This window comes from Ruegeria sp. HKCCD7181 (genome assembly GCF_057221055.1).
On the sequence record NZ_JBWVBC010000024.1, the window covers coordinates 1 to 12,793 of the forward strand.

The 12,793-nt window shown below is 53.5% G+C and carries 11 protein-coding genes; 1 reads left to right on the forward strand and 10 read right to left on the reverse strand.

The features are described 5' to 3' along the window. Nucleotides 1–242: 242 nt before the first annotated feature. The 4 genes from AC2TCY_RS22610 to AC2TCY_RS22625 all read right to left on the reverse strand — a co-directional run bounded on the left by AC2TCY_RS22610 (nucleotide 243) and on the right by AC2TCY_RS22625 (nucleotide 4,626). Nucleotides 243–1,979, reverse strand: a complete 1,737-nt coding sequence (locus tag AC2TCY_RS22610) for an adenylate/guanylate cyclase domain-containing protein (protein WP_480850964.1) — start codon at nucleotides 1,977–1,979, stop codon at nucleotides 243–245. A gap of 71 nt (nucleotides 1,980–2,050) precedes the next feature. After that, nucleotides 2,051–2,701, reverse strand: a complete 651-nt coding sequence (locus tag AC2TCY_RS22615; RefSeq protein WP_480850966.1) for an NAD(P)-binding protein — start codon at nucleotides 2,699–2,701, stop codon at nucleotides 2,051–2,053. Between the two features lie 1,165 nt (nucleotides 2,702–3,866). Continuing rightward, nucleotides 3,867–4,265, reverse strand: a complete 399-nt coding sequence (locus AC2TCY_RS22620; protein WP_480850967.1) for a hypothetical protein — start codon at nucleotides 4,263–4,265, stop codon at nucleotides 3,867–3,869. 10 nt (nucleotides 4,266–4,275) lie between these two features. Next, complete coding sequence (locus AC2TCY_RS22625) at nucleotides 4,276–4,626, reverse strand: VOC family protein (protein WP_480850969.1); 351 nt, start codon at nucleotides 4,624–4,626, stop codon at nucleotides 4,276–4,278. A 92-nt stretch (nucleotides 4,627–4,718) separates the two neighbouring features. On the opposite strand from AC2TCY_RS22625, the gene AC2TCY_RS22630 reads away from it, so the two are divergent. Continuing rightward, nucleotides 4,719–5,174 carry a winged helix-turn-helix transcriptional regulator gene (locus AC2TCY_RS22630; protein WP_480850971.1) on the forward strand — a complete coding sequence of 152 codons (456 nt, stop codon included), beginning with the start codon at nucleotides 4,719–4,721 and terminating at the stop codon, nucleotides 5,172–5,174. 374 nt (nucleotides 5,175–5,548) lie between these two features. Here the strand turns inward: AC2TCY_RS22630 and AC2TCY_RS22635 are convergent, their stop codons facing one another. The 6 genes from AC2TCY_RS22635 to AC2TCY_RS22660 form a co-directional block, all read right to left on the reverse strand. After that, nucleotides 5,549–7,321 (reverse strand): adenylate/guanylate cyclase domain-containing protein, encoded by a 1,773-nt coding sequence (locus tag AC2TCY_RS22635; RefSeq protein WP_480850973.1) that lies wholly within the window; start codon nucleotides 7,319–7,321, stop codon nucleotides 5,549–5,551. A 67-nt stretch (nucleotides 7,322–7,388) separates the two neighbouring features. Next, nucleotides 7,389–8,012 carry a sulfotransferase family protein gene (locus tag AC2TCY_RS22640; RefSeq protein ID WP_480850975.1) on the reverse strand — a complete coding sequence of 208 codons (624 nt, stop codon included), beginning with the start codon at nucleotides 8,010–8,012 and terminating at the stop codon, nucleotides 7,389–7,391. A 449-nt stretch (nucleotides 8,013–8,461) separates the two neighbouring features. Then, nucleotides 8,462–9,568 (reverse strand): alkene reductase, encoded by a 1,107-nt coding sequence (locus AC2TCY_RS22645; protein ID WP_480850977.1) that lies wholly within the window; start codon nucleotides 9,566–9,568, stop codon nucleotides 8,462–8,464. Nucleotides 9,569–9,690: 122 nt separating this feature from the next. Further along, on the reverse strand, nucleotides 9,691–10,287 hold the full coding sequence (locus AC2TCY_RS22650; RefSeq protein WP_480850979.1) for a TetR/AcrR family transcriptional regulator: 597 nt from the start codon (nucleotides 10,285–10,287) through the stop codon (nucleotides 9,691–9,693). A 502-nt stretch (nucleotides 10,288–10,789) separates the two neighbouring features. After that, a complete protein-coding gene (locus tag AC2TCY_RS22655; RefSeq protein ID WP_480850981.1) occupies nucleotides 10,790–12,571 on the reverse strand; it encodes an adenylate/guanylate cyclase domain-containing protein in 1,782 nt (593 codons plus the stop codon). Further along, nucleotides 12,561–12,793 (reverse strand): hypothetical protein (locus AC2TCY_RS22660; RefSeq protein ID WP_480850983.1); only part of this gene is annotated, 233 nt, incomplete at its 5' end. The genes AC2TCY_RS22660 and AC2TCY_RS22655, both read right to left, overlap by 11 nt.

Below are 12,793 nucleotides of genomic sequence, written 5' to 3' on the forward strand. Positions count from 1 at the left end.
ATAAACTGCTCACCAATTCCACTGATGCTCTGCGATCTAAAAACCTGCGACAGAATCCTTTGGGCCTGTTAGAACCGGATCAATGTCCTACTTAATATGTCAGATGACCGCTGTGAGCCCTTACCGGTCATTGTCGAACCATCTGGTTGCTACGGGTGCGGACATCCCACCAACAATAGCAAATTGCGCCTCCACGGGATGCTCACTTTCGATCACTGGCGGCTAGTCTACAATTGGTGGCGCTAATTAGGAATGCCTGCGGCTGCCAGCATCGTGTAGTAGGCGTCATAGATCTTCGGCTTTGCGATAGAGATACGAGCGCGCATATCCCGGAACATTGAAACGCTAAAATCGGGTTCCCGCGACATGTGAATGCGTGCGAGTTCTTTAGCTCGAACCGCATTACCGAGAGCCATCTCCGCGACAAGTTCGTTTAGGCGAAATACAGTCACTGTATTATGAAATGCACGCATCTTTTGTGCGGTTTCCTTGAGGTCGCGCCAGTTCTCTTCTGCAATTTGCGATAGGCTGATTCCCATGTAGACTCGGTAATTCAGCGGGTCATTCGGATTGAGCCGGAGGGCCTCCCTGGCATGTGCATGCGCCACCTGTGCTTCACCCATCAGGCCGTGCAACAAACAACTGGAGCCCCAGGCCGAAACGCAGTTTGGACTTGTCTCGACGACCTGGTCCACCAGTGACAAACCGTAGTCCGTGTCTTCCGACAGAAATGCGAGTACGTAACCGGCATATGCTTGCGCTTCCAGGTCAAGGTGCGATGCCTCCAGAGTCTCATGTGCCAACTGAACTGCGTAATCAAATCGGTCCTTGCTTGGGCGCGTGTCCGGGTTCCAAAGCAAAGTTCGGATCCAGCCTCGAAGTGCGCTGGCCAACGGATACTCACTTGAAAGCGAGAGGGCTTTTGACAGGTGGTGGTCCGCTTCAGCGAAACTGAACCTGTAGATTAATGCCTGTGCTCGCAGGAAGTGATCGTATGCTCCCAGCGTATCCGGGCGCTTGTGCGCGGAACGGTCTATTTCAGCCTGTCTAATGCCTGGCGCAATTGAAGCAACGACGGCTTCCGTGATTTGGTCCTGGAGGTCAAAAATATCGTCGAGCTTCCCATCGTATCGATCCGCCCAGACATGCGATCCGGTTTCCGCATCAACAAGCTGACCAGTAACACGCAGGCGGTTTCCCGTTCCACGAACAGATCCCTCCAGTACATAGCGGACACCAAGTTCGCGACCGATGCGGCGCACATCGACCGAAAGCCCTTTGTAAGAAAAAGAAGAGTTTCGTGCGACCACAAATATCCAGGGCACTCTGGATAAGCTGGTGATAATGTCTTCGGTGATACCCTCTGCGAAGTATTCCTGTTCTGCGTCGGACGATAGATTGTCAAATGCCAATACGGCCACAGAAGGTTTGTCAGGGCGAGATTGAATTATCGGGGGCGAAGTAGCGAATGCCGCCTGTACTAAGTAGGCAGTCACAGGGCGCGCAATATTCTTCAGGTATTGCGGCCCCAATTCGGTGAACGAAACATCCACTTTGCCTATAACGTCTTCGTAAACCCGCCCAGAAACGATGATACCTCCGGGTGGAGCCAGACCTTCCAGCCGGGCTGCAATGTTGACGCCGTCACCAAGAACGTCACCGTCGTCATCAAAAACATCACCCGCATGAATTCCCATACGGAATTGCATTTCCGGTCCTTGTCCGCGTGCGGCGTTCCGCTCAACCATCTGACTCTGCATCGTTTCGGCACAAGCCAACGCATCTACAACCGAGGGAAACTCTGCAAGAAATCCGTCACCGGTCTTCTTGAACAGGCGCCCGCCATTCAAACCGACATGCGGCTCCAGAGCTCTAAAGTGACCCTTGTACGCGTGCAAAGTGGCTTCCTCGTCAGCACTGACAAGCGCGCTATAGCCAACAATGTCAGCCGCGAGTATGGCCGCCAGGTGTCGTTCCAAACAAAAATCCTCCCGCGTATCCATTGTAAAGGAGTGTCAAAAGGATATTAGGGGCTTCGCGTACAATTCGCTCAGACCACGTCTCGAAAGTCGACCGCACGATAAGGCACAATCAGTTCAGAAATTGGCGCTAGGATACCGCGTTTGCGAAGCGGGTCCGCACTCATGTCGAGTAGAAGTTCATCGTGATAGTGGCACATGTGAAGCAGAAGTGTGGCGGAACGTGCTGGCCCTTCTGGCATCCAGGATTGTTTCCAGGACTTGAGCGCATCGATATCGCTTCGCATGGCCTCAGCACCCGGTAGGAGCACACGACCTGCAACGACAACTAGATCGGCCTCAATACTTTTAGAACTTTCGGAACCATCAACCTCTAGTGACCACCGGTCACCTTTACGCTCAATCATGGTGACGCGGGTGCCTAACCGTAGGCACTCTCGTATACCGAAATGATCACAATAATCCTCCAGATACTCTCGAAAGACCGGCCCCGGAGTGAAATGAGACGCTTCTTCGGAAAGCGAAAAACCCGGGAACTCGTACAGATCCTTTTGCACCTGAACGCCAAAATCGTGGTAGCCACCCGCCCAGACGCCGCCTAGGTACGGGTTGCGATCAAAAATCTTGCAGTGGATGCCAACCCTCGTCAGGCATTTTGCAGTGGCAAGCCCAGCAACCCCCGCACCAATGATAGCGGCGGTTTTGACTTCCCCTACTATCATGCCTCACTTCCCCGTCGCAAAATTCGCGATAAGCCAAAGAGAACGACGTCCAGAAGCCAGAGCGCCAGAACATAAGCACCGAACACAGTCCAAAACGCCCATACCCACGGGCCTTGCCAAATTGTCTTGGCTTGATTTAACCCGGTCTGACTGAGGCGAGAACGCAAAATGAACAACATATTAAGCAGCCCAGTCGCGGCGCCGATTGCTGTTCCAATCCAAAAGAAATCGCCCATAGTGGCCCCCCCAAGGCGGTATCAGGATATCACGAAATCACAGTACTAGATAGCAAGGCGGCCATTGGTGCTTTGGAAATCACAGACGGCATCGAAGTCGCCGTTGCCGTCATGCCCCTGAGAACTCGTTCAAAATCTTAGCTTGCCCGCTCGTACCAAAGTTGTTCCTACAGCCTGATTCAATGAGCTATTGGAGGAAGCCGCAGCAGCACTTGGTAGCGAGATTGGTGTCAGGAAGATGCACGTCGACAAACTTTGCAAAGTCCACTTTCTGCGCATAGCCGACACTCGGGTGGGCTGCGGTACGAGAAACCTTGACCTCTTGTTCGTGAATGAGCGCCTTCACTAACGGAATGGTTGCTGTGGCATGTGCAGGGAACGACTGCTTCCTCACCAACTACCCGAATTGAGACCGGCTATGACCGGTTCCATGGAAAGACTTTAAGCTTACGCGTTTTATTGGCCTTCTCCGCAAAACTGTCTGGCTCATAATCAGACTACCTTTTCGCGATCTATTTGGCGTTGCAGTTCCGCTCTTGGTTGAGGTTTGCCCAAAAGTTTGCGCAGCTAGCGGTGCGCATCCACTCTCAAGTCGATTTCTGGCCTGCCAATCAACTCAGGAGCGTTTCGATACTAGTATTAAGTGCATTATCGTTTGCGAATTTCAACCCATACTTTCAGAGCTTGGCGTCTGCGCTGCTTTTGTGTGCTAACTACGGTTGCGCTTGGATCTTCCGTTGCTGCACAAACTTGAATGCCCCACCGAAGAAGAATTGTTTGTTGGGTCAAATTGTTAGTTTCCGGTTATTTGCCGCGTGGCGCATCAACTGCTCGATTGCTGAATGCCGAGGAAAAACTTGGGGCAGCTCAACTGCCCCAGGCGGCCTCAAGCGGTGCCACCCCATATGAGATACATAAACACGGCATTCTTATTCGATGCCTCGATAGATCAGGCCAAGCACCAGAGCGAAAAGGCTGAAGTGCATGATGAGATACCCGGTTTCCATAACGATGAAGCTACCTGCGTTTGGCACATTCTGTTTCGCGACCAGAGCCAAAACATGTGAGGTCCAGAAAAACAGCCCCATGAGGCCAGTAAACTGAAAGGCTCGCACGATACCAGCACTGCCGGTATGAAACAGCGGATAGATCACTGCCAAAGCCAGACCTTGGATGACTATCGTTGCCAAGCCTAGAAGGACATTTGGCGCCCCCTCGAAATAGCCAAAAGTTCGGTATTTCTCTTTGAAGAGTCCCAGATGCCAGCCAAACGCGAGTGGAAAAACGACCGCGACATATCCCACAGCAGACAGGACAATTTTGGTCATCGCTCAGCCCCTAAACGCCTGGTGCGCGCTTCCACAGGGCCAATGGTGCGCCACCCGGATCGCGGATAAAGCTGGCATCACCGGCAGGACCTTTCAAATTTTCAGCGATGATTTTCGCGCCATGCTTTCGCGCATTGTCGACAGCGACAGACAAGTCATCAACTTCAAGATAGGGAACCCAGCCTGAAACGCCCTCCATAATGTCAGCGGTTGCAGCAAACGGTTTCTCCTGCCCGTCTGCCGTCAAGAACGTCATTGGGCCGATGTCATTGGGCGCCCAGCCAAAAGCGGTTTGCAGAAAGTCAGTTGTCGCGGCGCGGTTGTCGCCGATGTTGTCGAACCAAACGAATGGAGAAGGCATAAGGGAAATCCTCTTTTATTTTGCAAGTAAAATTTCTAATAACAAGAACACTTTCTTTTTGCAAGTATTACCCTTCGTGATATGAAATCGGCATGAGCAAATCACAGCCCCCCGTTTGGCAAGGTTGCCCGACCCGCTATGCAGCGGGCATTTTCGGAGACAAGTGGTGCTTCCTAATACTCAGGGATGTTTTGCTGCATGGGAAACGGACCTACAGCGAATTTCTGAACTCACCTGAAGGTATTTCGACGAACATTCTTGCTGACCGTCTAACTCGGCTTGTTGCCGCTGCGATGCTGCGTCGCGAGGTGGACCCGCGCAAAGCAAGCAGAGTTTGCTATTTCCCAACACGAAAGGCTCGCGACATTCTGCCTGCCTTGATTAGCATGATGGTGTGGTCCACTCAGTATGACGAAAATACCGAGGCGCCAGACACTTTTGCAAAAGCCTACAAGAACGATCCGGTCGCAGCGATTGCATGGTACGAGTCGGAAATTGACCGTGTAGATGCAGAGATTTTGGGCGCACCGAACGCGCCAAATTTATGATGGATTAATATTGGCCGCATTGCAATTTTTAGCCACAAAGCCGCAACTTTCCGGACTTATGTCCGCGTGGCGGATGCTGTGCAGAAAGCACAAACAATGTTCGCTCGGGCAGCGGTGTATTTTCGGCAACGCAGCGTATCTCCCGCTTCCGGTCATTCAATCGTGTCGATTTTGGCCGACGTCAGACATTTTGGAAAATCTTACAACACAGAAAGATGCCAATGCAGGCAAGGCGATGCGCGCAGAGAACCGCTAGGTCCCTACCTGTAGGAATACCGAATTCGACTATTGTTATCTGGAGGGCAATGTTCGAAAAAATTGATTAATTGGAGGCGCTATTCGGATCGAAACTTTGGTCCTCCAATTATACTTCATCAATCGGGAATCCCCGCCGTTTTCAAGCTTTCAATGACCGTTTCGCGTGACGTGCGGTTCCGGATTGGTAGGACGCGGCTGTAGTGCGAAACAGTTACTTCCGGGCACACATTCAACAACTGGGTGGCAGCCGCCTTTGCTTCGTCCGGGCGATTGAGCAAGGTATAGGCTGTAATCAGCACCCAGTAAGTGGAGTCCCATCGGGAATTCAGAGCAAGTGAGCGTCGTGCCAACTCAATTGCCTTGTCGGAGCTATCACAAAAAAGGTGGCCATAGGCTGCTACAGTCAAGAAGCTGAAATAATTGGGATCTTTCGGGCACAATTCCATGGCTTGGTCCAGTAGCCTGAGACCGGCCACAGCGTCATCTCCGAAAATCAATGCACAACCAGCCATGGCATTAACAAAACCTGATCCGGGGTTGAGGTCTACCGCACGTCTGACTGCATCCAGTCCAGCCAAATGGTCTTCACGCAACATGGAAAGGACGAAGCCACCCAACACAACGACATGTGCATCGTCGCAACCATGAGTCAGAGCACGGCGAGCCAGGGAAACGGCGAGGCCTGCATCGTTGTGGCCGTAGGCGTCCCACGACCGCGTCGCTCGCTGAACCAGACACCAAGCCATATGGGCCAGCGCCGGTGCATAGTCCGGGTCCAGTTCGATTGCTTTTTTGAGAAGCCCCAGAGCCTTTATATTTTCACCCGGACGCACAGCGTAAACATGAGGAAGTGCCTGAAGATAAAGATCATAAGCGCCCATGTGTTCAACAGGTTTCCGTCGTGCGCGCTCAATCTCTGCCTTTCGAATAGTAGGTTCAATCGCGCCTACCACACTCGCAGTAATCTGATCCTGAAGTTCGAATACACCTTCCAGAAGACCATCGAATTTATCTGCCCATAAATGGGCGCCCGTATTAGCGTCGATGAGTTGTCCCGTGATACGGACGCGCCCACCAGCCTTGCGTACACTGCCTTCCAGCACGTAGCGAACACCAAGTTCACGACCGGCTTGCTTTATGTTTACTGCGTGCCCTTTGTAAACAAAGCTGGAATTTCGGGCGATGACAAACAGTTGCTCGAACCGCGAAAGCGCCGTGATAATGTCTTCCGCCATGCCATCGACGAAGTATTCCTGTTCGGGATCTCCCGACATATTCGTAAAGGGCAAAACAGCAATTGAGGGTTTTTCCGGAACGGCAAAATCTACCGGGACATCCAGTTTTCGGGCCATCGGCTTAGCGGATATCCCCACGTCCAATGCGTAGACATTCAGAGGTTCGGCGATGTTCTTTAGCGCCCGACTGCCCAGATCTGTTGCCGATACATCAAGCCGCGCCCTGACTTGACGATAGGCGTCTTCAGATAGGTAGATGCCGCCCGGATCGGCGATACCTTCCAGCCGCGCCGCAATGTTGACACCATCTCCCATCAAGTCACCATCGCCTTCCTCGACAACATCACCGAGGTGAATGCCCATGCGGAACTCAATCCAGCGATCTTCCCGCAAACCGGCGTTGCGCTCGACCATGGCGCTCTGAATATTGATGGCGCAGCGTACAGCCTCTACCACGCTGCGGAATTCCATCAGAGCACCATCACCGGTTCGTTTTACCACCCGCCCGTTGTGCATATCTATGGACGGATCAATAACGTCGCTGCGCAACGTCCGCAGTTGTGCCAGCGTACCTTCCTCGTCCACGCCCGTCAGGCGGCTGAAACCCACTATATCGGCAACCAGGATAGCAGCTAGTTTTCGCTTTTCTGTCACGTGAGGATATCCTTCGGCAACTTCATGATCCTCGGCTGAAAAATCGTTTATACCTTGCTCTTGACGGTCAAGGCGCTCCCTTTACAAGCTCCCAGAATTCGCTCCGGTTATTGGTTCGCAGGAACGGTTCGTCTGGTATCGGAGCTCCCAGAAACGTGCAGAGCGACTCCCATCCGTTTTTGGCTTCGAAAACCAACAAGCGCGTGGCAGGTATTTCAGCCGTTACCGCGTCGACATGTGCGGTAAAGGCGTTCTCAAGACCCGCGACATCCAAGCCCGGCGGTATTCCGTTTTGCGAAATCAGTTCGGTGGCCATTGTAAGCCAATCGTGCTGCTCAGCGGGTGCTTTCCCAACGTCGGACAAAAGCTGGTAAATTGTCTGAGAGAAGCTTTCAGCCCAACTTTGCGGGCTGCGGTAGCCGAGAATGAATTTTGCTTCAGGATATTCAGCATTTAATTCCCGAAAGAAGCGCGCTGTCGGCCAGTCAACAGCGCTTTGATAGCCTTGGTAGATTTTCGGCCAGTCGGGGTTTCCCCGAACCGCCGCCTGCCACAGAGGCAAATGCGACGACATGTTATGCAGCACTTCCTCCATGTGGTAGCAAGGGCCCACCCCCAATCGGTTTAAAGCAATCTTGAGCGAATACGTCCCGGTTCGTCCAATCCCCGCACCTACAACTTTCAGCGTCATGGGAGTCCCCTTTCAGACTGTCTCAAGATAGCGTTTATGAACGATAGCGTAAAAAGTGCACGAAAACTGAAACGGCATAGGTTGCGGCGCCAGTTTAGTATCCATCGAATTCTATCTTATCAGATATCGAGCCATTGGAACGCCAGAGTGAAAGGAGCTTGCAGATCAGAACCATTAGCGTTCGGTTGGGCGTGAGCCACCTCGTCTCAACTGCGCCTAAACCTTTTCAATATCTGCTGTACATGTAGATGGCTCCTAACGTACTGAGCAATGCCTCGCGACAGGCACGGGTGACGGTTGCGGATATCGCGCCGGTGAGGCACAGGATCTACAAGCCTTCTTTGATCAATAGGCTTTACGTAGCAAAAGCCGGTGCGGGAAATTCCTGCACCGGCTCTTTCCCTCCGCCTTGGCGTCTGGGATGTCAGGTTGCCGGAGACTTTGTACGTTTACTCCGCGGCAACCGCTTCCTCATCCAGTGCGGGGTAGTCGGTGTACCCTTTTTCATTGCCGCCGTAGAGGGTAGCTGGATCCAGCTCGTTCAGCGAGGCGTCTTTCTCCAGCCGGTCAACAAGATCCGGGTTGGAAATAAATGGCCGACCGAAGGCCACCAGATCGACGGCTCCAACTTCGACCGCTTCAATCGCCAATTCACGGTTGTAAGCGTTGTTGCCCATTTTCGCACCGTCAAACAGGTCATAGAGCGCCTTCAGATCGCCACCTTCCGGAATATCGCGCGGTCCGCCTGTCTGTCCCTCTACAAGATGGAGATAGGCCAGCCCATAACCATTCAGCAATTTGATCGCATGGGAGAACGTCGCCTGCGGGTCGCTGTCGGAGATGTTGTTGGCGTCCGAGAACGGGCTGAGGCGGACACCAACGCGGTCGGCGCCCCACACGTCGACAACCACGTCCATGACCTCCTTCAGGAATCGCGCTCTGTTCTCGACAGGACCGCCGTATTCGTCTTCACGCTTGTTGGACTCGTCCCGCAGGAACTGATCTATCAGATATCCATTGGCTGCATGGACCTCGACACCGTCGAACCCGGCTTTCTTGGCGTTTTCCGCGGCCCGCCGGTAGTCGGCGACAATGCTTGCGATTTCTTCGATACCCAGAGCCCGCGGTTCCGATGTTTCGACAAACTGCTCGCCATCAAAGGTCATGGCCTTGGCGCTAATTGCGGATGGAGCAACAGGGGCGCCGCCGTCCTGCTGCAAGCTGTTATGCGAAATCCGGCCCACATGCCAAAGTTGGATTACGATCTTGCTGTCCTCGGCATGGACAGCCTCAGTCACTTTTTTCCAGCCGTCGATCTGGGCTTCGGAATATATGCCAGGAGTCCAGGCATAGCCTTTCCCTTGAGGCGAAATTTGCGAAGCTTCTGTGATGATCAGACCAGCACCCGCCCGCTGAGCATAGTACCTTGCCTGCAATTCATGAACGCTGTCATCTTCTGCCCTTGCCCGGTTGCGGGTCAGTGGCGCCATGACAACGCGGTTTTTCAGTTCGATTGCGCCAGCCTTGGTGCCGGAGAACAGTTTTTCATCAGCCATTGCTGCTTCCTTCTTTGGTAAACTTCGTTCAGATATTATTGGACTAATTAGTCCAATATTAAGTTCACTGTCTCTTGTTGGATTTTGTGTTAGGTTTCATTCCCTTATGGTGGCGGGAGGCCTTATGGCGAAATCACCAACCGGGCTTGTTTCAGGGTTTGCGATATCTGCTCAGCGGGAACGCCCGCCTTGCGCAATGCCAACGTGCCGATTGCAAGGGAGGCATAAGCGCGCGCTTTGTCGAGCGCCTTACCTGGATCAGAGGGCTCAAGTGCTCCCGCAATGATTTCGTCAATACTCTCCAAATGGTGTCGCCCGAGAGCCGCCACCTCATCATCATGCGGGGCAAGCTCCGTAAGGCAATTGATCAACATGCAGCCGTCACGACCGCCTTGCGGGTTCGCCAAAGCTTCAATTATCGCTCCAACGGGGTCAACTCCACCCGCGTCTGCGACGTCACGCAGAGCTTTCAAGGCACGTCTTGAATAGTGGCTGAGGGCTTTGTGAAACAAAGCCTGTTTGTTGCCGAATGCTCCATAGAAGCTGGACCGGCTCAACCCCATGGCCTTGGTCAGATCATCCACAGACGCGGTCTCGTAGCCTTTGTGCCAGAAAACGCACAAGGCTTTTTCCAAAGCTTCGGCTTCGTCAAAAGCACGAGGCCGACCTGGGCCTGCGGATGATTTGATGTCGCCAACTGGAAAAGTTTCTGTGCTCATGGGCTAGATGTGGAATGGTCAGTCCAGAAATTCAAGTCACTGGTAGAGCTTTTTTGGAATGGTCAGTCCGGATTGCAGCCAGCGACAGGATTTTTTGGCCGGTTAGGTGGAAAATCCGCTTTGTAATCTGCTGGGCGATGATCTTGCCGCCATGGAGAAAGTCTGTGCTTCGCTTAAAATTGTAAAGAGTGTAATCAGAGCGGGCGTTTGTGTCAGGGAAGCACTGTCGAGCAAACTCTGGCTTGGGGCAGTTTTCGCCAGTTTCTTTTAGATAGGCAAATACGGCAGAATTGCCAAAAGGAGTTGGAGATTTACGCCGTCCGAGATGCCAGGGGGAGTGCGATCTCATGAAACCTGATCAACACACGCGCCGAATGGACAATCACGAAGTTGAGGAACCGGGCGTGACGCTGATGCGACTGGTATTTGGCTAAGCCCATTGCAGAACGCGTCGCGTTGCCAAAATACGCCCCCAACGGTCAATGGTTCGCGTGGCGAGCGCCTAGCCAAACCCTGCCTGCCGCAAGCGCTCAAGCAGGTTTTCGAGGTGACTCCGATCCTTATAGGGTTGCGATGCCGCAAAACTCGATAGATTGAACTCCGGCTTAAGTTGCCGGAGCTTGGCGGCCATGCGCCGCGCTTCTTCACTCTTACCGACCGCCTGATACGAAGCGACCAGAATAACGTAAACGTGGACGCTACTCTGGTCCCCGCTGAGCGCTGCCATCGCAGCAGCTATCGCCTCGTGGTATCGACCGGAACTAAATAGCGCACTGGCAAGTGTTGCCGGGTACATTGGAGGATGTACCGGTGTCAGACGCATCGCAAATTCCGCGTGTTCGAGCGCCTCATTGAACTCGCCAAGATAGTTCAGGACGCTCGCCTTGAGAGCGTAGGCAGCGGGGCAACTCGGCCGAGCGGAAATGGCTTTTTCCGCCTCGCAATAAGCTTCGTCGAATTCCCTGCGGATCAAATGCAGATGCGCGAGAACCAGGCGAGGGTAACCGGTCACGTCATTGAGTTCGATAGCCTCTCGGGAGCGCCGCTCGGCTAAAGCCTGCACCGTCGCGAGGCGTTCACCACTTGCTGAGAGCGCCTCGACCCAGTAGGCCAGCGCGACCGTAGCGTATCCGACAGAAGCAGAGGGTTCCAGCCGGATCGTCTGCTCGAAAAGGTCCTGCGCGTTGTGAAGCTCGAGGTTCGACTGCGCGCTCCAGAACTCATATTCGCCGTGCGCATAGGTATCTCGGGCAACCGGGTTGGTCAGAGATCCGCGCACCAACCTTGCGGCCTCGCTGCTGAGCAGCTTCACGTCCAGTGAAGTTACCACCTGTTCGATAATTTCATCCTGAAGGGAAAAGAGATCTTCCGAGCCTAAGAAACTCCAGTCAAATTTCTCTGCCCAGAGATACTGACCTGTCGACAAATCCATAAGCTGGATACTGACGCGGGCTCTGTCGCCAAGTGTCCGCAGATCACCCTTGAGAAGGTATTTCACGCTGAACTGACCGGCAATCTCTTGCTCTGTCATGGCTTTTGACTGTGCCAATTGCGGCGACTCGTCTTGGACGAGGATGAGACCGGGCAAGCGGGTCAGGGCGACGAGGATTCCGTTCGACAATGCATCGACAAATCGTTCCTGTTCGGGGTCGTAGGACAGATTTTCAAACGGTTTCAATGCCAGAGACGGAATGGCCTGCTGAGTTGTCGGCACTTGTCGGGCTGGTTTGGAGCGGGCGGCGGCGGAAGGTTCCGCGCATTCGATATGGCGGTAAGTCCGCACCGGTTTCTCGATGTTCTTGACCGCCTGTTCGCCGGTAAACTCGAAGCGGGTCGCGAGATCTCGTCCAATGGCGTCATGCACGGTTCCCGAAATGCAGATCCCGCCCGGCTCGGCAAGACCCTCCAGCCTGGCCGCCACGTTGATACCCTCGCCGTAGATGTCGTCCCCGTCGGGGATAACGTCGCCGAGATTGATGCCAATTCGGAGTTCTAAACTCCGGCCAGAAGGGGTCGCGAAATTCTTGTCAGACATCAGCCGCTGCATCTCGACGGCACACTGAACCGCATCCACAACGCTAGCGAACTCGGCCAGCGTCCCGTCGCCCATGTGCTTTACGATCCGACCGTCATACGCCCCTAACAAAGGATCTATTACTGAGTTTCGGTAGTCCTTTAATGTTGCCAGAGCTTCAACCTCATCAGCCTCCATCAATCGGCTGTAACCGACAATGTCGGCTGTCAGGATCGCCGCAAGGCGGCGCTGCATGCGCTCAATAGCCATGCTGAACTTTAGCAAAATCCGTCGCGTTTTGCATACCAATTCGCCGCTTATGGGTAACTTCGATCAGGGCTTCCGCTAGCGCGCCATAATATTGATCAACCGGTAGTTCTAGAAATGAAGTAAGATGACCGTTTATTTGCGCATCTACGAAGGTGAAAATTCCAGTTGTGGATGTCCGGAATGGGCGCTCCTGCGCTGGCCGACGTACTTCCGCAAGGGTGA

Coding starts and splice junctions, on each gene's coding strand:
- AC2TCY_RS22630 (WP_480850971.1), top strand. CDS start 4,719: ATGAGCAAATCACAGCCCCCCGTTTGGCAAGGTTGCCCGACCCGCTAT.
- AC2TCY_RS22645 (WP_480850977.1), bottom strand. CDS start 9,568: ATGGCTGATGAAAAACTGTTCTCCGGCACCAAGGCTGGCGCAATCGAA.
- AC2TCY_RS22615 (WP_480850966.1), bottom strand. CDS start 2,701: ATGATAGTAGGGGAAGTCAAAACCGCCGCTATCATTGGTGCGGGGGTT.
- AC2TCY_RS22640 (WP_480850975.1), bottom strand. CDS start 8,012: ATGACGCTGAAAGTTGTAGGTGCGGGGATTGGACGAACCGGGACGTAT.
- AC2TCY_RS22655 (WP_480850981.1), bottom strand. CDS start 12,571: ATGGCTATTGAGCGCATGCAGCGCCGCCTTGCGGCGATCCTGACAGCC.
- AC2TCY_RS22620 (WP_480850967.1), bottom strand. CDS start 4,265: ATGACCAAAATTGTCCTGTCTGCTGTGGGATATGTCGCGGTCGTTTTT.
- AC2TCY_RS22650 (WP_480850979.1), bottom strand. CDS start 10,287: ATGAGCACAGAAACTTTTCCAGTTGGCGACATCAAATCATCCGCAGGC.
- AC2TCY_RS22625 (WP_480850969.1), bottom strand. CDS start 4,626: ATGCCTTCTCCATTCGTTTGGTTCGACAACATCGGCGACAACCGCGCC.